The 24,377-nt window shown below is 66.8% G+C and carries 17 protein-coding genes and 2 pseudogenes; 5 read left to right on the forward strand and 14 right to left on the reverse strand.

Going from position 1 to position 24,377, the window contains the following annotated elements; translation table 11 throughout:
* Positions 1 to 316, reverse strand: a pseudogene (locus ABGA98_RS43985) (hypothetical protein); the annotation flags it as partial.
* 183 nt (positions 317 to 499) lie between these two features.
* Between ABGA98_RS43985 and ABGA98_RS43990 the strand changes: the two are divergent.
* Positions 500 to 1,012: a hypothetical protein gene (locus tag ABGA98_RS43990; protein ID WP_347624440.1), complete on the forward strand. Its 513-nt coding sequence runs from the start codon at positions 500 to 502 to the stop codon at positions 1,010 to 1,012.
* Positions 1,013 to 1,375: 363 nt separating this feature from the next.
* On the opposite strand, the gene ABGA98_RS43995 is transcribed toward ABGA98_RS43990, so the two are convergent.
* The 3 genes from ABGA98_RS43995 to ABGA98_RS44005 form a co-directional block, all read right to left on the reverse strand.
* Entirely contained in the window at positions 1,376 to 5,953 is a 4,578-nt protein-coding gene (locus ABGA98_RS43995; protein ID WP_347624441.1) for a trypsin-like peptidase domain-containing protein, read from the reverse strand.
* A 4-nt stretch (positions 5,954 to 5,957) separates the two neighbouring features.
* The gene (locus ABGA98_RS44000; protein WP_347624442.1) at positions 5,958 to 6,281 is read right to left on the reverse strand and encodes a CU044_2847 family protein; all 324 of its coding nucleotides are present in this window, start codon (positions 6,279 to 6,281) and stop codon (positions 5,958 to 5,960) included.
* Positions 6,282 to 7,100: 819 nt separating this feature from the next.
* Positions 7,101 to 7,577, reverse strand: a complete 477-nt coding sequence (locus tag ABGA98_RS44005) for a macro domain-containing protein (protein ID WP_347624443.1) — start codon at positions 7,575 to 7,577, stop codon at positions 7,101 to 7,103.
* Positions 7,578 to 8,392: 815 nt separating this feature from the next.
* On the opposite strand from ABGA98_RS44005, the gene ABGA98_RS44010 reads away from it, so the two are divergent.
* The 3 genes from ABGA98_RS44010 (at position 8,393) to ABGA98_RS44020 (ending at position 11,656) form a co-directional block, all read left to right on the forward strand.
* Positions 8,393 to 10,042 carry a hypothetical protein gene (locus ABGA98_RS44010; RefSeq protein WP_347624444.1) on the forward strand — a complete coding sequence of 550 codons (1,650 nt, stop codon included), beginning with the start codon at positions 8,393 to 8,395 and terminating at the stop codon, positions 10,040 to 10,042.
* A 332-nt stretch (positions 10,043 to 10,374) separates the two neighbouring features.
* On the forward strand, positions 10,375 to 10,902 hold the full coding sequence (locus tag ABGA98_RS44015) for an SMI1/KNR4 family protein (protein WP_347624445.1): 528 nt from the start codon (positions 10,375 to 10,377) through the stop codon (positions 10,900 to 10,902).
* Between the two features lie 304 nt (positions 10,903 to 11,206).
* The gene (locus ABGA98_RS44020) at positions 11,207 to 11,656 is read left to right on the forward strand and encodes a hypothetical protein (RefSeq protein ID WP_347624482.1); all 450 of its coding nucleotides are present in this window, start codon (positions 11,207 to 11,209) and stop codon (positions 11,654 to 11,656) included.
* Positions 11,657 to 11,760: 104 nt separating this feature from the next.
* On the opposite strand, the gene ABGA98_RS44025 is transcribed toward ABGA98_RS44020, so the two are convergent.
* Together ABGA98_RS44025 and ABGA98_RS44030 are read right to left on the reverse strand one after the other, a co-directional pair.
* On the reverse strand, positions 11,761 to 12,048 hold the full coding sequence (locus ABGA98_RS44025; protein ID WP_347624483.1) for a hypothetical protein: 288 nt from the start codon (positions 12,046 to 12,048) through the stop codon (positions 11,761 to 11,763).
* A gap of 227 nt (positions 12,049 to 12,275) precedes the next feature.
* Positions 12,276 to 12,782, reverse strand: a pseudogene (locus ABGA98_RS44030) (tyrosine-type recombinase/integrase); the annotation flags it as partial.
* On the opposite strand from ABGA98_RS44030, the gene ABGA98_RS44035 reads away from it, so the two are divergent.
* Positions 12,690 to 14,585 (forward strand): recombinase family protein, encoded by a 1,896-nt coding sequence (locus ABGA98_RS44035; protein WP_347624446.1) that lies wholly within the window; start codon positions 12,690 to 12,692, stop codon positions 14,583 to 14,585. The pseudogene ABGA98_RS44030 and the gene ABGA98_RS44035 sit on opposite strands and share 93 nt — an antisense overlap.
* Before the next feature lie 92 nt (positions 14,586 to 14,677).
* On the opposite strand, the gene ABGA98_RS44040 is transcribed toward ABGA98_RS44035, so the two are convergent.
* The 8 genes from ABGA98_RS44040 to ABGA98_RS44075 all read right to left on the reverse strand — a co-directional run bounded on the left by ABGA98_RS44040 (position 14,678) and on the right by ABGA98_RS44075 (position 24,348).
* Positions 14,678 to 16,543 (reverse strand): DUF262 domain-containing protein, encoded by a 1,866-nt coding sequence (locus tag ABGA98_RS44040; RefSeq protein ID WP_347624479.1) that lies wholly within the window; start codon positions 16,541 to 16,543, stop codon positions 14,678 to 14,680.
* A gap of 291 nt (positions 16,544 to 16,834) precedes the next feature.
* Entirely contained in the window at positions 16,835 to 18,169 is a 1,335-nt protein-coding gene (locus ABGA98_RS44045; RefSeq protein WP_347624447.1) for a DUF4407 domain-containing protein, read from the reverse strand.
* Positions 18,162 to 19,286 carry a hypothetical protein gene (locus tag ABGA98_RS44050; RefSeq protein WP_347624448.1) on the reverse strand — a complete coding sequence of 375 codons (1,125 nt, stop codon included), beginning with the start codon at positions 19,284 to 19,286 and terminating at the stop codon, positions 18,162 to 18,164. The genes ABGA98_RS44045 and ABGA98_RS44050 overlap by 8 nt, the downstream gene beginning before the upstream one ends.
* On the reverse strand, positions 19,283 to 21,319 hold the full coding sequence (locus ABGA98_RS44055; protein ID WP_347624449.1) for a hypothetical protein: 2,037 nt from the start codon (positions 21,317 to 21,319) through the stop codon (positions 19,283 to 19,285). Before ABGA98_RS44055 ends, ABGA98_RS44050 begins: the two co-directional genes overlap by 4 nt.
* Positions 21,303 to 22,229, reverse strand: a complete 927-nt coding sequence (locus ABGA98_RS44060; protein WP_347624450.1) for a hypothetical protein — start codon at positions 22,227 to 22,229, stop codon at positions 21,303 to 21,305. Before ABGA98_RS44060 ends, ABGA98_RS44055 begins: the two co-directional genes overlap by 17 nt.
* Positions 22,230 to 22,334: 105 nt before the next feature.
* Positions 22,335 to 23,003, reverse strand: a complete 669-nt coding sequence (locus tag ABGA98_RS44065) for a Crp/Fnr family transcriptional regulator (RefSeq protein ID WP_347624451.1) — start codon at positions 23,001 to 23,003, stop codon at positions 22,335 to 22,337.
* Positions 23,004 to 23,430: 427 nt separating this feature from the next.
* Positions 23,431 to 23,880, reverse strand: a complete 450-nt coding sequence (locus tag ABGA98_RS44070) for a PASTA domain-containing protein (protein ID WP_347624452.1) — start codon at positions 23,878 to 23,880, stop codon at positions 23,431 to 23,433.
* Positions 23,881 to 23,895: 15 nt separating this feature from the next.
* On the reverse strand, positions 23,896 to 24,348 hold the full coding sequence (locus tag ABGA98_RS44075; RefSeq protein WP_347624453.1) for a hypothetical protein: 453 nt from the start codon (positions 24,346 to 24,348) through the stop codon (positions 23,896 to 23,898).
* Positions 24,349 to 24,377: the final 29 nt, after the last annotated feature.

Here is a 24,377-nt window from a genome sequence, read left to right on the forward strand (position 1 = left end):
CGGAGTAGGTGATCCACACCTGGTCGCAGCCGTTGACGTCGATGTTCTCCACGTCGGGGTCGTCGACGAACGGTTGCAGCCGTCCCAACGCGAAGATCTCGTTGTGTACGGCCTCGGCCAGCAGCCGTTCCTCCGGCAGGGTGGGCGCGCTCCTGCCTGCGAGGGTCCGGCCGTCGGTGTACTCGCGGACCAGGTCGATGACGACCGCCCGCGCGTACTCCCGGACAGCTTCGTCCCCGGTGACCGCCGCGTTGTCGAGCGCCTCGGTCACCTGCGGCACGAGCTCCCGTACCGCTCGCTGCACGTCGAAGCTCACGATGCCGGCACCTGTTCGCCCAGCTTGGTTCCCAGCGACCGCGCTGCCCGCAGAAGCAGGGATCGCGACAGGTGACGCTCGCTGCCCGTGCCGTGCGTCAGGACCGCCGCCGCCTTCGGATCACGCGGAAGGTGGCCCGCCGGAGCGCACCACGAGCAGGTCGCCACCCTGGCTGGCGGAGCGGTGACGCTGACGCTCGATGGCGGGCCGGTGCTGGACACAGCCGCACTCGACCAAGCGCTGACCGGCGACGCGTGCGAACTGTGGACCGGCATTGTCGTCCGTTCCAACGACCCCTTCGACACGTTGCACCTGTGGCTCGCGGCTCACGACGACACCTTCGGCGTGATCTGGCCGAACCCCGACCACGACGGGGACCTCATCGAACCTGTTCTGCGTTGGTTCTGCCCCGCCCTCGTGACTTCCGACAGCTTCGCCTACCTTACGTATCGAGAAGCACACCGGGACCATGAGACCGAAGGGCGCCACCTCGAGTTCGGTATCCACGGCCATGGCCGCCACGGCGTCGAGCTCGCCGAGCGACTTGCCGCTCACCTGGCGGCATGGGACCGCGAGTGGCGGCAACACCCAGGCCCGCAGTTCACCCTCTACCCGGCGGACGTGGTGGTGTCAGCTCCCGTCATAGGCCGAATTTTTCTCAAGCGCCGCACTCAACTGGTGATGGACTGGAGCTAACTTTCCAGGCCTGTGTCGGCCTTCTGCGCGCGTGTGACTGAGCGCTATAGGTGGCGGATGAGCGATGTAGTTGGCGGAGCTGAGCGCGATAGTTGGCGGGCAGGGCAGCTGTCGGCCGTCGGGGGTTCGTCAGGCGGGTGGGTGTTGGGGTGCTGGTGAGGCTGTTGGTGGGCGGCGCAGTGCGGGTGTTCCGGCGCCGATTACGGTGGACGGCGGCGACGCATGAGGAGGCCGCCGCTGGCCAGGGCCGTTGTCCCGAAGCTGGAGGCTGCAACGAGTCCGCCGCCGCGCATGTTGCCAAGGTCGGGGCGGCACCCCGGGCTCGACGACGAAGCGATCGACGCCCTTCGGCCGGGCCTACAGCTACTGGTGGAAGTAGCCCGGCCCAGCCTGCCCGGCGTGATCGTCGAGATGCCGACGGCGCTCCGACTCGGTCAGCTCGCGCGTCGTCCGGGCCCTGGCGGCGGCTAGCACGTCCACGGCGTCGACCTCGGAGACGCGGATGCTGCGCTTGTCCTGGGTGACCAGACGCGCGCCGGTGCTGCCGAGGAACCGCACGTCGTGCACCGGGTCACGCTCGTGCTCGACGCTGCACAGCGGGCTCAGGGTGCCCAGATCGACGACCTGGGCGGCGCCGTCCCGGCAGAAGGCGAAACGGCGGCCGTCCGCGCTGAAGGCGCAGGCCGTGGCGCCCGCTTCGTACCGTGCGAGGACACCTCCACCACCGGCGTCGAGGAGAAGAAGCGGGTGCGAGGAGTACGGGTAGCGCGCCGGGCGGCCGGTGGCGGCGAGGTGGGTGCCGGCCGGCGAGACTGCGACGGTGTCGAAGTCCGGCCCCCCGGTCTCCGCGGTCCACCGCAGCGTGCCGTCGGCCGTGTCGTGTACGGTCAGGGCCTCCTCGCACAGGGCGGCGACCCACTCGCCGGCTGGGCCGAAGGCCACGGACCGATCGCCGTGGCGGGCGCGGAACGCAGTCAGCCGGGAGCCGTCTGAGGTACGCAGCACGGCCACCCGGCAGTGGCCGGTGCGCTCGGTGGCCGTGTCCGTGTACGACAGGTGCCCGTCCTCGTCGTGCTCGACGACGGCCGCGAGCCCGCCGTCGGCGCTCACGGCCAGCACCGCGCCCGGCAGCCGCAGCGTGCCGACCGTTTCGTTGCGGGCCAGGTCGACGACGCGGAGGAGAGCGCCAGAGCCGTGGACGGTGGTGACGACCAGCCGCTGGCCGTCAGCCGCGAAGCCGGCTAGCAGCGTGGTGGAATCCTTCGGGTGGTCGAAGCCCTGCGACGGGGTCTCCCCGCGTAGGTCGTGCACCTCGCACCGGTCGCCGTCAGTGACCAGCATGCGGTCGCCGGCCACGTCGAACTTCAGCCGCTCGCGTCGGCCCCGGCGGTGGAAGACGTGCAGCTCGTCCTGCGTGAGGACGTCCACGACCCGGTCGAGGGACTCCCGCGCCCGGTGGTCGCTCGTCCACCGGCCGTGCTCAGTCGAGAGATACAGTGTGCTGCCGTCGCCGCTGAGCAGCGCGCCGTTGTTGAATCGGGGATAGTCGACGCGTGCGACTTCGGCGCCCCGGGACTCGAAGAGCTGCGGCGGGTCGGAGGCGGACGATGCCTCGGTCAGGGTGAGCAGGCGGCGGCCGTCCCGGTGGAAGGCGATGTCGCACAGCTCCTTCTCGTGGTCGACCACGTAGAGCTCGTCGCCCTGGTCCACCGCGAACACCCGCGCCGTGTACGCGCCGGCGAACGCGACGCGGCTGCCGTCCGCGTTGAAGGTGACGGACTTGACGGCGAAGTCGTGGTGCAGCCGGCGCCTCTCCCGGCCGCTGCGGGCCTCGATCAACTGGCCCGCGCCCGGCGTCTGCCGGTGCCGGGAGTCGCCGACCGCCACGGCCAGCAGCCCGCCTTCCGGGTCGAACGCCAGGTCCTCGATGGGCAGGTAGTGGTAGTGGCGGTAGAGCAGCGTGCCACCGTCCCGGAGGTCGAAGACCTCGACATGGCCGGTGTGCGCGTCGCCGCAGCTGTCGACGCTGTTGGCACCGGCGGCAAGCAGCGCGCCGTCCGGGCTGAACGCCCGGTGCATCGAGGCGGATCCGTCGTGCTCGATCACCACCGGATCGCGCTCGCCCCGCAGGTCGTGAACGGTCGTCATCGACATCCACTTGTAGTGGCTGTCGTCGTCGTACCACTCGCTGGTGGCGGCCAGCAGCGTGCAGTCGGCGCTGAAGGCGATGGAGCCGCCGAGGGCGTCGATCAGGGTCTCGTGGCGTACGGAGCCGGTGCCCAGATCGAGCACGCGCACCGTGGCGCCCCGGACGGTCACGTCGGAGTGGGTGCCGCGCTCGCTGGTCCCGCGGATGACCACCAGGCTCCTGCCGTCGTCGCCGAGACGTGCGGTGACCAGCGGCGGACCTGCCGTGTCTGACGCTAGGACGGCGTCGGTGCGCAGGTCCCTGACGACCGCCCCGCGGTCGTCAGCCTGCAGCACGGCCCGGCCGTCCAGGGTGTACGGCAGGAGCTCGGGCCGCTGCAGGCCCATGGCGGGCAGGGCCGGGCCCACGGCGCGGTGAACCTCGATGACGCCCGCTCCGCCGAGATCGCGCCGGAACAGCTGGTAGGTGGCGAGGCGCGTCTGCGCCACCTGGTCATACCCGTACGCCGCCGACTGCACCAGGCCCGGGTCGAGCGGCGAGAAGCGGCCGGTGGCCACGAGGATGCGGTCGTGCTCACCGCTCTCCTCACCGGGGCGGTCGCCGACCGGGACCCGCCCTAGCGGCAGCGGCGCGGTCCGCAGGGCGCGCCGCAGCGCGGTGTCGCCGGCGAGCGTCCAGCAGGTCTCCAGCGACTCCAGGGCCAACGCCAGCGGCAGCGGTCCGCCTCGTATCCTGGTGGCGGTGGCCAGCTCGGAGGCGGCGGCCAGCTGGCGCGCCCGGGCCTCGGCGGCGGCAGCGCGGGCGGTGTCGGCAGCGGCCTCGGCGGCGGCGCGGGCCGCCTCCAGCTCCGTGACGCGCCGCTGCCAGGCGGAGCGGCTGCGCTCCACCAGCCGAACGACGTCGTACGGGATGTCGCCGCCGCGCTCGGCGAGCCAGTGCTCGGCGACACCGAGGCGGGTGTCGGCGAGCAGGTCGTCGGTTCCAGCGCGCTCCTCCAGGCCGACGAGCCAGCGCTGGAAGTCCGCGTCCTCATCCACCCAGCGGGCGTAGCGCGGCCAGGCCCGGATCAGCGCCTCGTGGGCGAGGCGGACGAGCGGCTCGTGGCCGTCGGCCTCGGCGACCAGCAGGCGCTGCCGGACGAGTTCGTCGACGGCCGGCTTGCTGTCGGTGAAGCGGGCCCGCGGCACGGCCTTGGCGGCGGCTTCGGCCGCGCCGCCGCGGCTGCGGACGAGTGCCAGGAGCACGGTCTTGACGTGCTCGGCGTGCCCCGCTGCCCACAGCCGCTCGTAGACGCCTTCGGCGTAGCGGTTGACGGCTCCGGTGACGCCGCCGGTGGCGCGGTAGTCGGCGAACGTGAGCCGGTGCGCGCGCTGCGCGGGCCAGAGCCGGTCCAGCGAGAACTCCATGAGGGGCAGACTGCCGGGGCCGCCGCCGGTATCGGCCGCGATCTGCGCGGCGAGGCCCGGCTCGTACACGACTCCCCGGGCGCGGGCCGGTTCGACGACGGCCCGCTCCAGCGCCGCGCTACCCATCGGGGACAGTGCGAGGATGCGGTCGTGTAGCCGGCCCCCCGCGCCGGGCAGCTCAAGCAGCATCGGCAGGAAGTCGGCGCGCAGGGTGGCGACCACGCGCAGCGCGGCGTCCGCGTCCCGGAAGGCCGGGAACAGGCCGTCCACCAGGGCGGCCCGCTCCCCGGCGAGGGTGCCGCCGAGCAGCTCCTCGAACTGGTCGACGTGCAGCAGGATCCGCTGCCCCAGCCGCCGCGCCCAGCAGGACACCGCTTCGGCCAGGCCGTCGGCCTCCACCTGGGCGCGCAGCGCGTCCGGCTCGAGACCGGGGTGGTCGCCGAGGGCGACGCGGACGTCCGTGAGCAGCCGGTCAAGCGGTGCACTGCCGCCGGGCCTGGCCGTGATGCAGATCCCGCCGCCGTCCCGCCAGCGCGGCACGAGCCCAGCCTCGACGAGGGACGACTTCCCGATCCCGGAGGGCCCGACGACCAGAACCGCGGCGTCGTCGGCCACCATCTGCTCCAGCTGGGCGGTCTCCTCCTCGCGGCCGACGAACACCGCCTCGTCGGCGCTGGTGAAGGAGCGCAGCCCGCGGTACGGGGAGGGCGGGATGCCGGACAGCACCTCAGGCCAGGCCCGAACGAGTTCGTCGGCTGGCACCGCGTAGCCGTCGCGGTGGCCGCCCCGGCTGCTGGCCACCGACAGCATGCCGACCACCAGGTCGCCCTCGGGGCAGGAGCCGACCATCGGGGATCCGCTGTAGCCTGGCTGCAGCCACACGGCCGAGTCGAGGTTCGCGTCGACTTGGAGCAGCCCGCCGCCGACCCGGCCGCGGACGCGCGCCGCCACCCAGGATCCGTTCCGCCTGACCGGCTGCGCGGGGTGGCCGAAGACGTGCACTTCGCCGCCGTGTTCGGGGGTGTCCGCCAGCGGCAGCCGGGCGGGCCCCGCGCGCGCTGGCGCCGGCTCGCCGACGATCCGGAGCCCGGCGATGTCGCCGCCCGCGGTGCCCGAGAGCGGCGGCGGCACCCACAGCTCAAGACGGCAGGTGCGCAGCGGGGTGCCTTCCGCGTCGCCGAGGAGCGGGAAGTCGACGGGCAGACGCAGCTCGGCGTCCGGCTGCGCCTGCTCCCGCTGGTCCCGGCCGAGAGCCTGGTTGACGACGTGGGCGCAGGTCAGCAGCTGGTCGTCGGTGACCAGGAACCCGGTGCCGACGGCGCGGTGCGTGCCGAAGGTGAGGATCCGCACGATGAACCCGGACCGGTTCGCGTAGCGCCGCCGCACGCGATCAGCCCGTCGTACGCCAGGTTATGGACAGCTGGAAGTTGGCCTCTGCGGTGCCCTTGGCCACGATGACGCTGGTCTCGCCGCCCATCTTCAGCCCGAACTCCAGCGTCGCCTCGTCCGGCGACAACTCCCGCAGCAGCGCGGCCACTCGCTGCAGCGACGGGCGCAGCTCGCCGAGCGCCTTCTCCAGCGTGGTCCGGGCCCGGGCGACGACCGGCGAGCCGTCGGCGCCGGCGAGTACCAAGTCCTCGGGCACGTCCGCGGGGTCGACCTCGAAGGTGATCAGCCCGCCCCCGTCGTCGACTGCAAACTCGAGTAACTGCATGCATGCACCTCGGATCCGTCATCTCGCCAGCCCGTCAGACCCAAGATACGTCCCGGCCGCCAGGCCCGCTCTCTCGCAGACAAGTCGATGTCTGGGTCCTCCACCGTCTCCTCGACCTCCGGACGGTCGAGACGCCGGCCGTTCACGCCGGAATGGCTGGGACAGCACCTCCTCGACACCACCCGCGAAGTCCAAGGCCAGCAGCACGCGCTGCTCGGCCAGGCTCTCGAAGCCATGCACGCGGCCCGTCGCCGTCAGATACTGCAGCCCTGGCCGTCTCGCCCGCCAGGTGAAGCCGCGTACCGGGGCAGACGCAAGCACTGGGAACCCGCCCAGATTCTGCACCGGACAGAACGCCCGCCTTGCCAGCCCTCCACGACGTCATCCGTCGCCGAGGCCACCCCGCCCGTATCCAGCCGCTCGGCGGGGGTATCACTGAGGTTACAAGCTCTATGAGGACGCGGTGATGGGGTTGCTGGACCTGGTGGTGTCACTCATCACCCTGGAGGGATCGCAACCTCTTGGGGTGTAGCTCTTCCGCAGTGAGTGCCTGAGCTGGGCTGTTGCGGTCATGACTGTTTAGTCGAGGAACCGCCTTCTCTGTGAGGCGGTGGTGACGGTGGGCTCGTTGCTGGAGGAACTGGCCCGGCGTGAGGCTGTGGCCGGCAGCGGATTGAAGAACTCGCGAGCAGATCGCCGCGTTGGAGTCACGGCTGGGGGGTGAGCACGATCGGTTGTCACGGTTGGTGATCACGCGGTTGGCCGTCGACATGAGTCGGGAGTGAGCCTGCGGCCTTGAGGCCAGGCAGAGAGGCGGTCTCATGGATGGTCGTAGACGGTGGCGGCGATGTCGCGGGCACTCAAGGTTTTGCTGATGATCGGCTCGATGCGTTCCCACTTGCCGCCGGCGAGGCCGCAGCCGATGCGGGGCATGTGAACAGAGGCCTCGTTGGCAAGGGCGTGCTGAGCGACGGCGTCTAGGCAGTGTTCGACGGCGTCGTATCGGATGGGCGGACCGCTGCTTCCCACCTTCATCCCGCGCTGCGCGACCATGTTTGCGACCCAGATATCTGATCGGACACGGACCATCTGCACTGCTCCGAGGGCGAAGTCGTTCCTTGCACGCTCGCGGTGCCAGCGGCGGTACTCGCGCTCCGGTTCGGGCCAGTGACGCGAGATCGCCAGAACGAATCCCTTGCCCCATCCGCCGAGGTCATTGCAGATATGGGCGATAATCTTCGGCCCCTTCGCCTGAGGGTTGGTCGCGTCGCCCGCGACGATCTGCAATCGTTTCACGGAGTCATAGTGGCCTGGTCCACGATGAGAGGCCAATGCTTTTCTGTCTTGCCGCTCTCAGAGTGGCTCGACGTGAATGCTTACGTCTGACACTGCATGCAGGCTGTTGCAGCCGTCCATGGTCAGCTCGGGCCCGTGGTATTGGGTGTGATGCGGTGGTAGGCGTACAAAGCCTGGCAGGCCCACGTCACGGCGCGGCAATGTGTACGGAGACGGGACGCCGTTGCCCACCCACGCGGCAGGGCCCTGGAGACGCCACGTGGCCAGACCTGCTACCACCCCGATACCGTCGAGCGATCAACGGGGTATTGCGCGTCTGCCGCCATCGGGGTGCCTGCGCCCCGTTGCGCGGTGGTTTCCTCGTCTTTCACGCAATCCGTGGCCCCACCCACCCAGGCTGTGCCCTGGGTGGGGCGAACTCAGTTGTCGGACTTGCCTTGCGGAGGGCTCAACAAGTCCTCGCAGGGGCAGCTTCAAGCATCGGCGCCGTCTCAACCGGTGCGATGGAGAACCCATCAGTGCGGTTCTCGCCGAACACGGATCACTCGACATTGGCGATGATCAGGCCCACAGCACCGCAATCGGCACCAGATAGAGCGGGGATCATCGGAGATCAGTGTCAGCGCGCCCAGTACGGAGGCGTCCGCAATGAGCGCGGTGCTGGCCACGATGCCGCCGAGGCTCGTTCAACGGGAGCGTTCCTGCGGGACACTTGCTTGATCACGGTTTGGTGTCGCGCGACCGGATGATCTTGACGTGGGAGCGCCTGTGAGACGTTTCTAGAACATATGATCCCATTCCGGCAGGAGGCCCTCGTGTCCCCATCCCTGGTTCGCCGATTAGCCGCTTACTGCGGCGCCGCCGGCCTGATCACCGGCCTGATCACCGTCACGGCCCCCGCCGCCTCGGCGGCCGGCACCATCACCGACCTCGGGGTCGCTGACACCTACACCGCTGACCTAGCCGTCGGCGGCGGCCGGGTCTTCGTTCCCGCCGGCGACCGCATCATCGTGGCCGACACTGACGGAAACCTCACCGGCGGCGTCGTCACCGACCTGCCCGGCGTCCAAGAGCTGGCCGTGAACGCGGACGGCACCCGCCTGTACGCGGCTCTCACCGGCTCGAACGAGGTCGCCGAGATCGACACCGCGAGCCTCGCCGTCACCCGCCGGATCGACCTGTCGGCCCACCCCTGCCCGTCCACCCTGGCGTTGCTGGGGGAGCGGTTGTGGGTGGGGCACGGGTGCGACAACGGCCCCGGCGGCGTCGTCGGCCTGGATCTCAGCGCGAGCGCCCCGGCGCCCGTGGCGGTCGGGGGCGAGCACCTGCGGCCTCCCGTGCTCGCGGCCGCCGGCGACACGCTCGTAGTCGGCCAGACCGCCCTGCACCACGCCGACATGATGGTCTACGACCTCGGCGACGGCGCCCCCGCGCTGCGCGGCACGATCGACGGCGAGGAATGGCGCATCGACTCCCTGCGCGACCTCACCCTGAGCTCCGACGGCGGCACCCTGTTCAGCGCGGCCGACACTCCCGGTCACTTCACCAAATACGACACCAGGACCCTGGCGGCGACCGGCACCTACGGCGACGGCTGGGACGGGTACCCGTCCGCCGTGGCGCTCGGCTCGGACGGCGCGTACCTCGCGGCCGGACGCCAGTGGGGCAGCACCGACCTCACCCTCTACGACGCCGCGACGGGCGCGGAACTGTTCGCGGCCGACCAACCGGACGCCGAACTGCTCCCGGACGGCGTCGCGTTCTCCGGCACGGACGTCTTCGCGCTGCTGCGAAGCTCTACGGACCGGCTGCTGCTGTGGCGGGTGACGGGCGTCGCGCTACCGGCCACCAAGCTCACGGTGACGGCCCCCGCGGACGCGTACGCTGGCTCGCCGATCACCGTCGAGGGGCGGCTCACCCGCGCCGACGGCGAGGCGCTCGGGCTCAAGCCGCTCACGGTGATCCAGTACCTGCCCGGCTGGACGAAACTGCCGATCACCGGCGTGACGACGCGGCAGGACGGCACGTTCACCTTCCAGGACACGCCCGTCTTCGAGTTGCCGCCATACGTCGGCGAGGTGATCTACTGGGTGTTCTGGGACGGCGACGACGGCCACCGCCGCAGCAGCGCCTCCGTCACCGTGACGGTCAAGCGCGAAGCCACGCTCACCCTGACAGGACCACAATCCGGCGTCGCCGGCACGGCCGTGGAGCTGAGCGGTGTCCTGACGCAGAGCGGCAGGCCGCCCTCTCCGGGGTCCACGCTCACCGTGCAGCGCACCCTGTACGTCAAGGGCACCAGTGGTAAGGCCGTCAAGCTCCCGTCGGTGAGGGTGAACGCCGACGGCACGTACATGTTCACCGACACGCCCGCCAACGCCGGCAGGTACAGCTACCTCGCGAGCTATGCGGGGGACGGCGGGACCGGACCGGCTCAGGCCACCCATCAGATCATCGTCAAGTGACCCGACGACCGGTGCCCGGCCGCCGGGCCGGGTACCGGTCGTCGGGATCCGGTGGTGACTCACCAGGCCCCGCCGACGTGTTCCAGGAGCCAGGGAACGTATGCCAGGTACGCCTGGATCAGGAGCACCAGCACGTCCGCCGGTCGTCGCTCATCGGCTTCCTACCTGTGCGCGGATGCGGTCGTCGGTGGTGCCGGGGGGCTGGGCGGCGGCGATGACCGTCAGCACGGCGACCGCCATCTGCGCTCTCCTTCATCAGCACGGTGTCTTTTCCGGACTAAGAAACGATCTTGAAGCTGAAGCCAGTGCTGCTGAGCCGTAGGCTGCGTGCCATGGGGCGATTCGATGAGGTCATGGCGACGTTCTGGGGTGACGGTGATTACGGTGTCCAGCAGCCCCTGACGGACGAGATGGTGCGAGAAGCCGAGCGTGTGCTCGGTGTGACGTTGCCATCGGCCCTTCTGGACCTTCTGCGGGTTCAGAACGGCGGCATCGTGGCTGCTGATCACGATGCGTTCCCGACCAGTCAGCCGACCTCGTGGAGCGAAGACCACGTTCCCTTCGACAACCTGATGGGCATCGGGCGACGCGACGGGATGACCTCGTTGCTCGACACCCCGTACTTGGTCGAGGAGTGGGGTATGCCAGCACCACTTGTGCTGCTCTCCGGCGATGGGCACTGCTGGATTGGGCTCGACTACCGCGCCTGTGGGCGGGATGGAGAGCCTTCGGTTACATGGTTCGAGACCGACCTCGACGCGGAGCTCGTCCTGGCTGGTGACTTCCGCTCGTTCGTCGAGGGCCTCACTGCGGGCAGCACGTATGGTGACGGCTCTGCTGACGACCCCGTACCAGCTTGACGACAGCGGCGCCTTTCGGGCCAAGGAAGCGATCATGAACTGGCCAGCCCGAGCACGCGGGGGAGGTGGACGTGGAGGTGCTCGACTTCGACCTCGCGCCCGTGGGCGCGAACGCGTCTGGCGGTGAGTTCCACCAGGCCAGCAGCACTTTTCCGGACTAAGCCGTGTGATGATCGGTCCTGGCATCGGTCCATTTCGGCGGGAAGGACTGTGTTTCTCCATCCACCTGAGCGCGGGCACGCACATTTGAGCGCTTCACCGACCAGTGCCACACTGTTGCGGATCATGGTGTCTCCGACGGGGGGTGATCGTGCCACTGTTGTTGGACTCGGTCGAGGTGAAGGTCCACGTGCAGTACCACCTGTTCTTCTTCGCTGACAGTGAGGCGGACGAAGACCCGCCTTTGGACCCGCGGGAGCATGGGAACTGGTTCGGCGCCAGTGAGGCTGGAGTGTGCTTCGAAAGCGACGAGGACGTGGTCTCGGCACTGATGCGCTTTGAGTCCTGGGATGGCGAGGCCGCCATTGACAGCGAGCAGTGGTCGCAGACGGCCGAAGTGACGCTAGCCATGACCAGTGGCTCAATCAGCATCATGGAGATCGCAGGGGGTGCGCTCAATGATGTGTTCGCGCTGCCGGCGCCGGGCCGCTATCGCGTGCGTCTGGGTTGGCGGGAAGGCCCGCTTCACCCGCCGGGGAGCGACGAGCCTGAGAGCTTTGCGCTCGCTCAGTTCTGGCCGACGTCGAGGGGCTGAACGCGATCGCAGTTCTGGTATTTCCCGGGCCAGGGGAGTGATCACAATGCGGCCGTCGTTGGGCAGGTGCAGGTAGCTGAACGAGATTAAACGCAAAACGGTCATCAGTCGGGTTCTCCTGTTCGTGATGGGGGTGGTGTGTCGGTGAAGGTCGGCATGCCGAGTTCGACCAGTTGGCGGCGGCCGTCGGTGGGGTTCTGGCTGAGGCGGGTGAGCTTGGCCTTGGCGGCGTCGAGGCTGACCTGGAGGCCTTCGACTTCGCCGAGCCAGCCGTTGGCGCGGGCCTCGGCGATGCGGTCGCGGAGGTTGTGGATGATTTCCAGGAGTCGGGGGCGCTGACGGGGATCGACTTGCAGGACGGGGCAGCGGATGCAGGCTTCTCGTGCTTGCACGGAGTTCCGTAGGGCCGTCCGCAGGTGCCCAGAGAGACTTTGCGCAGCTCGAAATGCTGCTGGAAGTCGCGCCATTCCTGCTCGGTTGGTTCGCGGTATTCCTCAACGGGGCGGTCTGCTCGGCGGCGGTCGAGGAAGCCCCGGTAGGTCCGGACGAGATCGTCTTGGAAGACGGCGAGATAGGCCTGAGTGGTCGTCAGAGTCTTGTGGCCCAAGATGCGGGCGGCGATGTGGACGGGCAGCCCGCCGGTGACGGCCTCGGTGGCGAACATGCGGCGAAAGTCGTGCGGAGTGAAGCGCAGCGGTTCGCCCGCCGGGTCGCGCAGCCCGGCCTTCTCCAGCGTCTGGTGCAACAGGCGCGAGACCGCGGCCGCGCTCATCACCTGCGGCTGCCAGTAGGGGCGCCGCTGGAACAGGTGCGGCAGCAGCGGGCCGGTCACGCGCTCGTGCTCGTCATAGCGGGCGACCAGCGGGATCTTGCCGCCGTTGCCGTCGCGTAGCCGCTTGATGATCGTGGCCAGGACGCTGGCCAACTCGGGGCTGACGAGCAGAAGTCGTTCCTCGTTGCTCTTGGACGGCACGATCTGCAACAGAGGAACCACCTCGCCGGTGTCGGCCAAGCGGTAGGAGACCAGCGCCAGATGGGTCAGCTCGGTGAGTTCCTCAGCCCGAACACCGGTGTGCCGCAGGGTCTCAATGACCGCCCAAGCCCAGAAGGCGTTGTCCTCGATCAGGCTCTGGTTGGTCGGCCGGCCGCCGGTGGTGTCGACCTGCCGGATGAATACGTGGGGCGAGACGTGGTCGGGGCGGCTGGGAACTCGGTTGGCTTTGGGCTCCACCCGCAGGTAACGCATCCCCTCGTGCGCGAAAATTTCGTTGAACGGAGTCGCGCGAGCGGCCTCCAGCAGGGCGCTGGTTTCGAGTCACGGGGCGGGGAGATCGTCGCGGAGTTCTTCGACGTCGACAAGTCCCGTTCGATTCCCTGGCAGCTGCGGCCGCATGCGGCGGCGCTGATCGAGGAGCTGAAGGACACGCGGCGGGGCTTCGACGCGGTGGTGATCGGGGAGCCGCAGCGGGCGTTCTACGGCAACCAGTACAGCTTGACGTTCCCGTTGTTCGAGCACTTCGGTGTGCCGTTGTGGGTGCCCGAGGTGGGCGGGCCGATCGATCCGGCGAACGAAGCCCACGACATGATCATGGGTGTCTTCGGCGGGCTGTCGAAAGGCGAGCGCAACCGCATCAAGATCAGGGTGCGTGCCGCGATGGCGGCGATTACCGCGACCGAAGGCCGGTTTCTGGGCGGGCGTCCTCCGTACGGCTACAGCCTCGAAGACGCCGGTCCGCATCCGAATCCCGGCAAGGCGGCCGACGGCCGGAGGCTGCGGCGGCTGGTGGCCGATCCGGTCAGCTCGCGTGTGGTGCGGTGGATCTACGGCGAGTTCCTCAAAGGCAGGGGCTACCTGGACATCGCCGAGGACCTGACGCTGCAGGGCATCTTGTCGCCGTCAGCCAGTGATCCCGGTCGGAACAAGCACCGTGATCAGCGGGCATGGTCGAAGTACGCCGTCCGGGTCATCCTCACCAATCCGCGCTACACCGGCCACCAGGTGTGGAACAAGCAACGTAAGGACGAGATCCTCCTGGACGTGGAGAACGTCGCGCTGGGCACGACGACCAAGCAGCGGTGGAACACCAGGGACCAGTGGATCTGGTCGGAGCAGCCTGTCCATGACGCGATTGTGAGTGTCGAGGAGTATCAGCGGGTCCAGGAGATTCTCGCCACGCGTGCCAGGGGCACATTCAGTCAGCGTCCTCACCCCACCCGGCGTCCGTACGCCTTCCGGGGCGTGCTGTTCTGCGGCTACTGCGAGCGCCGCATGCAGGGCAACTGGAATGACCGGCAGGCGTACTACCGGTGCCGGTTCCCTGCTCAGTACGCCATCACCAATGACCTCGACCATCCCAAGGTCGTCTACCTGCGGGAGTCGGAGATCTTGGGTGAGGTCGATGGCTGGCTGGGGACCGCGTTCGGCCCGGACAGATTGGAGCACACGATCGCGGCGATGGCCGAGCAAGTGATCGACCCGAACGAGGCGGCTCTGATCGACCTGCGCAAACGGCTGTCGAAGTGTGACCGCAAGCTCAACCAGTACCGATCTGCCCTCGACGCCGGAGGCGATCCCACCGAGATCTCCGCATGGATCAACGAAACCAAGAGCGAACGCGCCCGCCTGGAAGGTGAGCTGAAGGCCGTCCCAGCCGCACAACGCATTAGCGCCGCCGAGATCAGGGCAATGATCGAGGAGGTCGGGGATCTAGTCCGGCTGGTCTCGGACGCGGACCCGGACGACAAGGCCGAGCTCTACACCCAGCTCGGGTTGAAGCTCACGTACTACCCAGAAAAGCAATATGTGGAGGCCCGGATCGAACCGGAACCCCCACATGTGCGAGCGGTGTGTGTCCGAGGGGCGAGCACCACCGGTCGCACATGGTCCATCCCGATCAATGGTTACGTCCACCATATCCGCGTTGGTTGATGCTCGTTCAGCCCCGCCCGCTTACAGGGCCGGGCGGTTGAGGTTCGCCTCATCTACGCCTACGAGCGTTTAGGGCCGTGAGGCCGTGCTCGCTAGGGCTTCCCTTCGACCTCGAGGTCGTCCAGGTCGGGGACTACGGCGGCATCTTCGGGGTCGAACTGCTGCAGGCTTTCGGTTCCGTCGCCCTCATCGAGGTCATGCTGCACTGGCTTGCCAGTCGCCTCCTCGATGAGGGCGATGAGCTCCTGCATGCGCTTGTTGAAAAACGCATCGAAGTCGTCCGCCCGTAGCTGTGCAGCATCCACCAGGTGTGTGTCGACAAGTGCGTCGAGCTGGGCAGCATCGATCGCTGCCTTTTTCTCGATCTTGGGGAGGTATAGGGATGGCGCCGCACCTCCGATCGCGCGGTTGGTCTCGGCGGAAAGGGGGGTCTTGTTGACGATGCTCTCCCGCCGGCTCGGATCAATGCCGTAGCCGAGGCACCACTTGGACGGGAAGATGTGATGGATGTCCACGGCCAGATCAACGTATTGGATCTTGTCGAATGCCTTGTGGTACATCCAGTCCTTGGCGCCGTGCGCCAAGACAAGTGCGTAGATTCCCTTGTAGGCGGCCGCGTTCCGAGTCCTCAATGAGAGAAGCCGGGAGGAAGCAAAGGTGCAGTCTGCAACAGTACGGGGTGCCGCCGCCGTGGTGCCGCGCGCCCAGCCAGGGACTTGTTCGACATCGCGGGCGAACCGGGTCTCACTGGCGGAGCCGTACAGTTCACCGATGATGCCGCACCAGAACCACTGCGCGAGCTTGGCACGTACGCCATGCAGATCGGCGTCATTGCCAAGGATGACCTTGATCGCGGCGAGCGGAACGAGCTGCTTCGGATAAGGGAGAAACTTCACGTCAAAGATGTGAAGATCGGCAAGGAACGTCGATGTCCATACGAAGGCGTCACGGACCGGCTGCACCCACTCCAGGTAGTCGTCAAGGGCGAGCTTGAGCAGGTCCTCTTTCCGCGCCGACACCGCCGGCGGTCGGCCGGATGTGTCCTTCCTCGCTCGGTTCAGCGTCGCGAGCAGACTTACTGTTTGGAGGAAGTCCGTGTTCTCGACCGCTGCCAGGACAGGATATGCGGCAAGGCCCTTCTGCGTGGTGTGCCAGTCATCGTTGAGACGGAAGTCCGTGCCGTGGGCGTCGAAGTACTTCCTGTCGCCGGCAAACGTGGCCGTGAGGAGTTCGAAGACGTTCAGCGGCAGACCGCCGGTGTTGACCTTCTCGAAGACGGTGGCGACGGCCGCTTTGCTGGTCGTCTCATCCAACTCGATGGCGGGGATGTTGTAGGTAGAGCAGGGTTGGATGACTTTGGCATGGAACTGGCTGGCCTGGTCCTTGTCCTCGCAGGCGAAGAGCCATGTGACGGTGTCGGCCTCACCGAAGAGAAGGCGAACGGGGAAGTATCCGTGCGTACGCTCAAGTTCGGGAACGGACAGATCAAGCTCGATGTCCTTGCCGAAGTTGCTGCGCAGGACTCCATCTCCAGGCATGGACACAACGGCCTCGTCGATGCGCTCTTCACCTAGCAGCGCAGTGGCCATGTGCACGTAGTAGCGGCGATCCATAAGCTTGCCTCGGCTGTCCTTGGTGTGGACGACGCCGTTGCCCGTGAGGGCCTGCGTTAGCGAGGTGAGCCGCTGCTGGCCATCGAGGAGCAGCAACCCGGGCTCGGTATTCGGTGGGAGAGCGACCCCTTCGACCGGGCGGGGCTTGAACCGGATCTGATCGTTGCCCGTCTTCAGCATCATGACAACACCGAGCGGATGACCACGGAGGATCGTAACAAGGAGTTGACGGATGCGCTCGTCGTCCCATTTGTAGCCGCGTTGGAAGTCTGGGAGCTGGATGCGCCCGTTGGTGGTCCACTTCAGGTAGTCGGCCAGCTTGTAAAGCGGAGTTTGGAAGCTCATGCTCACCCGTCCTCGTTGAGAAGGCTGGCAACATGGTAATGGCAAGGTAACGGAGTGTCAGGGGCGTTCTCCCCAGTCGATCAACCTTCAAGTACTGCTGTTCTAGCCGCGCACAGGTTGTGGTTCATAGATGCGCCGAAGCCAGAACTGATACCTCGGTGAGGACCGTCTGGCGACTGCGGTGCCGCCTCGGCGTTACACGCGACGATGTTCAACTGCTCGGAGATTTCGAGCTGCAGTAGGACGAGAAGCGGATGTCGAGCGAGGCAGGTGCGCGGCGCTGGCTGGACGCTATCGTTGCGCAGGCATCGAGGCCATGAAGGTCCGGGCGAGGCGGTCGATCTCGTCGTCTCTCGATGCCTCATCGACACGCTGTTCACGGTCAATCCGACTGCGTTCGGCCTTCAAATGGCGCTCCTCTTCACGCAGCCTGTTCTCGTACGCGCCGGTCGTCTGCCGAGTGGTGAAGTTCAGTTCGGCCTCGTGACGGGCTGAGCCCGCGCGCAACTCCTTAGTGAGGAGGCGGTCGTACTCCGTCTTGCCGTTCAGCATCTTGGAGATGATCGGCATGCAATCGAGCAGGACGAAGATGATGCGCAGCAGCCAGTGGGCGAAGCTGACCATGCCACTCTGACCTGCGACCGTTCCCAAGGCCTCCCATCGGTCAAGCAGTCCGATATTGGTATATTCCTGTTCCTTGTCTTCAACGCGCTCGCTGATCTTCTTGCTGAGTGCCGCCGCGCGTTCCTTCTCCGCGCCGGCGCGATCTGCCGCGAGCGAGCCGAGCTCCGCCCGCAGCTTTTCCACCTCTTTTTGCTGCCGGGGGATGTCATGATTGGTGAGGAAGGTCGCAAGATCACTTTTTCGAGCTTTGCACTCGGGCCCGTCGCCGGGCACGCCCGTGGTCCGGTTGGGAACCTTGACGCCATAGCACTCCCGGTCGCGGCGGCTCACCAGCTCAGCATGCCGTTCCATGTCCGCCGCCAGGCGATCCTCCGCGGCCTTGAGGATGCTCTGCCTCTGTGCCATGTTGCCTTCGACCGCGAGTGCCTGGTCGCCGCCGTTGAGAAGAAAGTTGGTGCAGTCGACGCCCGCGGGAGCCGGCCCTTGGAGAGGGTTGCACTGCTTGTACCGGCTCTCCGTCAGGCTGATCGCCTGGCCACGTTCCAGCATGATCTGCCGATCGAGCCGCTCCTGAAAGATCTTCAGAGTTAGCGGTTCGGCGATGAAGACACCGATGACGACGGCGAGAGCGAGCCGGACCAGGACATTGCCCCAGCGGGACCAGCCGTCGTTGTCGCCGTGAAGACTGGTGATCAGAAACCTGTCGACATTGGCGATGATCAAACCCCACAGCACCGCCGCCGGCACCAGATAAAGCAGGGGCGCTTGCGACAGCAGTGTCAGCGCGCCCAACATGGAGGCGCCCGCTATGAGTGCGGTGCTGACCACGAGTCCGCCGAGACTGGTGTAGCGGGAGCGTTCCTGCGGGACACTTGACAGGATTCTTTCGTCGACTCCCGTGAACTGGCGTAGGAACATTCCGAGGCTGAGCTTCCCCCGGCGGCGCCGGGGGTGCCGTGCGTGGAGCTCGGACGCCTTCGATCCGTGGAGAATGTCAACCACGGACGTCCTCCTCCGGGAAGAAGCCGTCGTCGGTGTCGCCTGCTGTTACCTCGGCGCGCGCCTCGTATGCGGGTCCTTCGAGATTCTGCGGCTCCGCATCCTGTTCGACTTCGTCGAAGGTGGCGAGCAGTTCCTTGCCGGTTGTCTCGTTGAACAGACCTTGGGCGATCGCCGCCCGTACGACCTCAGACCGGGCCCGGGCCTGAGCGACCTGCAACTCGTAATCGAACTGGACTTTGCGCTGGATGGCGCTGTATTCCCGGTCACCCAGGGCGGCATAGCGTTCCGCGATCTGCTGATCACTCAGACCGCGAGTGGTGACGTACAGGCCGTCGGCAGCACCAGGACCGCTGCTGAGGAAATCCCTGAACTTCGTGGCCCCAGTGATCTGATGATCGCGGTCCAGAGTCGCCTCCTGCCTGGTGAAGTCGTTCGCGCTGTGGCCCTTGGCGTGCAGGAACTCCTGCTCATCGAGCTCGAAGTCACGGTCGAGCTTGCGTTTGACGTCGCGGAGGTCGTGCTCGCCTTGCATGTTGTGCAGGCTGGTCTCGTAGCGTCGCCGTCCCTGAGCGATCTCGTCGGGAGCGTACACGTTGAGGCCGGCGAATTCGGCTGTCATGCCGGGCAGCACACACGGCACCACGGTCGTGTAAGCCTTCACCTGGGCGTGCACGATCGTCCACAACTCGTGGACCTCGTGCAGGCCCTTGCTACGGCCGAGCTCGAAGAGTTTCGGATAGCCCTGGATATAGGTGACCAGATGCTCGGTGACGTCGGTGAGGCCGGCGCGTACCACCTCGATCGGTTCATCGACCGTGCAGCGGAACTGAATCGCCACGGTGAAGTCATGGGCGCCGGAGGAATTGATGGGCACCTGGATCGTGGCGGGATGATCTCTGGCCACGTCAACGACGCTTACGCTGACGGCGTGCAGAACGTGCGGCTCGTCGCCGCGCAGCCGCCGGTCGCCCAGCACGAACGTGCCGTCGTACTCGAACACCAGCCGCTGATGCGGAAGCTGGCGAGGAAGACTGGAGATCGGGCGTCGAGGCTTGCTCAAGAACCCCTGCTTGGCGACAGGGTCCAGGGGAATCTGGCTGATCACGGGGTAGCTCATGAACGCTTTCCGATGGTGTCGAGGGACAGAACAGCCGGGCTCAGGAAGACCCGGAGGAGTGACAGGAGAATTTCCAGCCGGTTCTCGTCGGTGTTGCGGGAGATGGCGTAACGCCGCAGATCTTGAGCCAGTAGAGGCCTTTCCTTCGCTGGGAGCTCCTCCACTAGCGCTGCGAACAGGGCACGAACGTGACTGCGGTCGTCCTCGTCGCGCTCATCGAAGGCGCAGACGGCGTCGTACAGGGCGGCCAATGCATCCCTGCGGTGAGGGCGCTTGACCAGGACCGCCGACCAGAGCTTGGCGAGGGGGACAGCGGAATCCGGGCGACTGCGCAGATGAGCGGTGACTGTGGGGATACCGACGCCGTCGGCACGGGCCGAGAGGATACTCAGGATCGCCCGAATCAGCGGGTCGACCGCACGGCCGATCCGTTTGTCATTGCTGATCTGCCGCGCCAGCCAGTCGAGCATCGGAAGAGCGTTGCCGGTGGCCTCGGTCAGCGCCGCGAACAGGCGGGCCAGCGCAATCTCAGCATGCCGGACAGGCTTCTCGCTGGTTCTGATCTGCAGCCAGAGCATCCGGACCGCTTCCAGCGGAAACCGGATGCCCAGCTCGCCGGACCAAGCAAGAGTGGCAGTGAATTTGGGCCGCATGGCTGACGCCCTCGTCCAAGAGCTGACGGTGCGCAGTACCTCCGAACGGGTCGTCTCGTCCAGGCACAACCACGAGACGGCCATCGCGGCGGTGGCCTGGCTGCGCATGACGCCGTTCCCACGGGCCCATGGGGTGAGAAAGGTGCTGTCGACGTACGAGTAGTCCGAGACCGAGGCCAGAATCGCCACGCCTCTGGCGACCTCGGCCTGTGCGCTCGGGTTGTCGCGGAGAGCGGCACACTCATGTAGCCATTCGATGACCGGCTCCCACAACCGCATGCCATGTCGTTGGTACAGCTCCCGCATGACATGGGTTCGGTGATTTGCCACTTTGAACTCCAGCCTGCGCCCCGGTGACAGGCTGAAAAGCGAACCCTCTGCCACTCGGAGCAGGCGTCGGCTCGGCATCGGATCATCCGCTGAGACGGCATCCGCCTTCTCCACGCCGATGCCGGCGATGGACTCCAACCGGGCGAGGAGCGACTCGAAACTGGCCTCCGGGAGACCGGCGGTGAACGCCATGGCGGCCATCTCGAAGAGTTCCCCGCGCGTACGCGGGGCATCGAACCAGGCAACCACGTCACGCCGTCCGGCGGACTCCAGCCTGCCGAGCGCCTTGTCGAGTGGCGCCCCTGCGGCCAGGTCACGTGCCAATGCCACCACGTCGGCCATGGCATGTTCGGAGGTGATGTGGGCGGCCGCCTCCGAAGCGATCTCGGGTGCCACCTCATAGGCCAGCAGAACATCTTGGGCCGGCGGCGGCTGCCAGGGGATCTGGTCTCCTACGGGCAGCGAAGTAGCCGTCGCTGTGATCACCAGATATGCGCCGGCGTCGCGCACACGGCGCCTGACCTCTCGTACGTGAAAGTCGGCGATCCCCCCGTCGGCGTCGTCCTTGGGCCAGTCACACAGGAGGTAGCCGTGCGCCTTCCGGTATTCGCGGGCGGCCAGCTTCTCCAAGGTGTAGGCCGGGCTCAGTTCCACCACCACCTCGCGACGTCCTCCGACGAAGTCATGGAGAAGGTTGAGCGCCGCCGTCCGCCGGCCGGTGCCGGCGGTGCCGATGAGGGCCACCATGTTGGACACGTGCAACTGCTGGGCGGCGGCCTCGTAGCTCTCGTGACGCTCGTAGCAGGCGCGGGCCTCCGCCATCTCGTGTCCGGATACGGGTCCTGACGTGCGACGGGACTTGGTGCGGGAGCCGGAGATGCCGAAGGAGGCCCCTCCGATATCGCCGTGGATGTGGTTGATGACGGTCTGGACCTGGGAGACCTGTGCGAAGCTCGCGTCCGCCACCTCGGCTTGGTCGGTCAGATCGATCGGCGTGGCTTCCTCGCCGATCAGGACGCCGTCGACGGGCGCGTCAGTTTCGGATGCCAAAGTTGATCTCCTCGCCGGAGAGGGGGGCGGTGATCAGGTTGACGGTCATCTGCTCGGCGTTGAACTGCTGCGCGAACTGCTCCGCAGCGGGGTCGGCGCGCACCAGCTTCTCCAGGGTCTCCAGCAGATCGTCGCGCGACTCCGGGTCGGCCGGTCGGCCCTGCCGAGACCGGTAATCTTTGATCTTCGCGATCAGTCTGCGGGCGCCGTCGAGTCCGGTCTCGGTGCCGTAGGCGCCGAGACGCTCGAGGGCGCCACCGGCGATCAAAGCCCACAAGGTGTCGGCGACAGCGGGCAGATTGTCCATGTCGAGGGTTCCTTTCTCATGCAGGTCTTCTGAGGGGATCCACATCCAAGCGATCTCGGTGCGTTCCTTGGTCGGCACCTCCAGCCGGGTGAAGGACTCCGGTCGGTATGAGGTGTGGAGCTGGCGAACAACGTCCTCGTAGAGCCGATCGGTGAGGATCAGCACCAGATCGGCACGGGGGTTCACCTTCAGGGCGGTACGGGCGGCCGTCGCGTCGAGCAGTCGGCAGGTGGTCACCACGACTTGTCCGACGAAGCCCATGGCGCCCCGCTTTACGACCCCGTGGCCGATGGAGATACGAATGCGCAGGCGGGCATCGTCCCGGCGCTCGCGATTGTGGTCATGGAGAGCCTTGCGAAGGCGACGGACCAGGTCATCGATGACTCGGAGCTCCGGTTCCCCTTCGGGGAAGACGATGACCTCGCCGTCGCCGGCTTCCTGGTGGGTCCAGGTCTCGCGGCGCAGGCCGACCTCTCGTGCGCCACGGTCCATGATCTGGGCCAGGCCGAGCTGGATCGAGTCGTGCCGCAGGTCGTCGCCGCGGCCGTATCCCTCCGCATCGACCGCCATGATCAGGCGGCGGCTGAAATCAGAGTCAAGCATCACGTCACCTTGTGGTTGCGGGGAAGATCTATCAAGGCGATGGGAGAGGTCGCCGGGGGTAGAGTCTGGCGAAGATCACATCGCCTCAAGACGTACCAGTACGTTTCAGCGGAAAGTCGCCAAACCGACTGGATCAACGACCAGCTTGCGGCGCTGGCTGGGATCGATCAGTTTGAGTTCCTTCAGACGTCGGACGGCTTTGAAGACAGCGTCTTTTCTCGCACCGACGAGATTGGCGATCTCCTCATGGGTAAGGTCGACTCCCAGCTCCCGCAGTCCGTCGGGCCTGTCGACTCCGTGTCGGCTGGAGAGCTCCACGAGCACGTTCGCGACCCTTACGGGCACGCTGAACTGAGCAAAGTCGGTTCTTCTCCGGTTGGCCCAGTCGAGCCGGTCGGCGATCATCCTGGCCAGCGCATTCCATGCCGCCGGGTGGCGATCAAGGAAGTCGATGAACGCCTGCGCGCGGATGGCGTGGACCAACATCGGGCTGCACGGGGTTACCATGGCCGATCTTGGCTCTCTGCGCAGAGCTGCGAGTTCACCGACCACGTCGCCGCTGACACGGATGCCCAACATGGCCGCTCCACCGGATTCCAGGTAGGCCGTCACCTTCACGCATGCCGTGAGCGACCGACCTGGGACGGACCTCAGTAGATAGACCTCGGACCTGTCTCGATCTCCTTGGTATATGAGTGGTTCGCCGGCGTGCTTAGGAGAGGGCGGTGCTAGAGCCAGAAGCTCCGTTCGTTCTTCTGGGCTAAGCCTGTCCATAAGGGTGCCAATGGGCCACCTGGCAGGGATTTGATCATTTATCACGGGTTAGGCGCCTTGGGTCATCGATGTGAAGCTGTTAGAACTTACACCTCGGGATATCTGGCGGCCAGGTTCAAATAGCCATCGCAGCGCAGGTATAGGGCTTTTTGTCTGACTTGCCCCTTAAGGTGTCGTGAAATTTCCGGAGGAATAGAACATTGTTCCTGTGGCTGGCTCGACTCGGTGATCAGTGTTGTGCCTACATGTCACTTATGTTCCAGATGGCACGTTGATTCGGTTCTGCGATATACGTACTTATCGGGTAACTGCTCCAGGTGTGCAGCTTCTTGTGGGTATTGTGTCGCGTGTGTGTGCGGCGAGCGCCTGGATCGAATGGCATGTCTGCATTGCCTTCGTGTGGGCCTGCGCAAGGTGGGCGAGGCTGTCAGGACGCTTTCGTGCAGGTGAGCACGATGGTTGTGCCCACTGCAACCTCGCTGCCTGCCTTGTGGGACTGTTTGGTCACAGTCCAGTTCTCCGGTAGGAGAACCATGGTCTCGTAGCGGTCCTGTGAGCCGAGTTTGATGTCCCTGAACTCGTTCCAGCCTCGGTCCACCAGCCACTGGCGGGCGATCGCGGCGTTCTGCCCCTTGAAGTCGGGCAGCTTCACCAGGCGGCTCTTCTCCTTCTCTGCGGGGGGAAGGCCGGTGTCCTGCAACGCCTCCGCGGCGGCGGTTCGAGTGGGGGACGTGACGGTGGCCGGCGTGCTGCCGATACTTCCTACGGCCACGCCACCGACACAACCGGCACCCAGCGCGAGAACGGCGATCAAAGCGACCGCCGGGCCGGAAAACCCACGTCGCGCGGGAGGTGGCATGGGGGGCTGGTAGGTCATGGGGATTCCCTGGAGTCAGGCGGCAAGCGCCGCGTCAAGGTAAGTGATGTCGCGGACCGCGACGTAGAGGCGCCAGCTGAGCAGGCCGGTGCGGGACACCACCGTGACCCGCACGTCGTGCGCGGTCAGCCAGGCGGCCAGGTCGGCGAAGTAGCCGTCGCCGGAACCGATGACCACCCGCTCGAACCGGAGGTCGATCCGGTCGTTGACGGCCATCTCGGCGAGCACGCTGTCGGCGCCGTCCCGTCCGGACCGGGTGAGGATCTGAGCGCCGTGGATCACTCGGCCCACCTCGGCCAGCGATCGCGGGTTAACCCCGACGACGAACTGGTCCAGGGCGCCGACCGGCACCCGGCACAGGTAATCCGACATGGTGTCGGCGATCTCCGTCGCGGTGGGCGACGGCGATGCAGCCAGGTTCTCGATGTCCAGTAAGTGGATGGCTCGTCCTGCTCGCAGAGTACGCATCACAGCTCCCTTGCACCTCGTACAAGAAG

Source organism: Nonomuraea sp. B1E8, assembly GCF_039871515.1.
GTDB lineage: Bacteria > Actinomycetota > Actinomycetes > Streptosporangiales > Streptosporangiaceae > Nonomuraea.

Bases quoted from the DNA above. Each gene is read 5' to 3' on its own strand.
- ABGA98_RS44040 (WP_347624479.1), bottom strand. From the start codon at position 16,543: ATGAGCTTCCAAACTCCGCTTTACAAGCTGGCCGACTACCTGAAGTGG.
- ABGA98_RS44050 (WP_347624448.1), bottom strand. From the start codon at position 19,286: ATGAGCTACCCCGTGATCAGCCAGATTCCCCTGGACCCTGTCGCCAAG.
- ABGA98_RS44035 (WP_347624446.1), top strand. From the start codon at position 12,690: ATGGGTCAGCTCGGTGAGTTCCTCAGCCCGAACACCGGTGTGCCGCAG.
- ABGA98_RS44000 (WP_347624442.1), bottom strand. From the start codon at position 6,281: ATGCAGTTACTCGAGTTTGCAGTCGACGACGGGGGCGGGCTGATCACC.
- ABGA98_RS44065 (WP_347624451.1), bottom strand. From the start codon at position 23,003: ATGGACAGGCTTAGCCCAGAAGAACGAACGGAGCTTCTGGCTCTAGCA.
- ABGA98_RS44075 (WP_347624453.1), bottom strand. From the start codon at position 24,348: ATGCGTACTCTGCGAGCAGGACGAGCCATCCACTTACTGGACATCGAG.
- ABGA98_RS44070 (WP_347624452.1), bottom strand. From the start codon at position 23,880: ATGACCTACCAGCCCCCCATGCCACCTCCCGCGCGACGTGGGTTTTCC.
- ABGA98_RS44015 (WP_347624445.1), top strand. From the start codon at position 10,375: ATGGGGCGATTCGATGAGGTCATGGCGACGTTCTGGGGTGACGGTGAT.
- ABGA98_RS44060 (WP_347624450.1), bottom strand. From the start codon at position 22,229: ATGCTTGACTCTGATTTCAGCCGCCGCCTGATCATGGCGGTCGATGCG.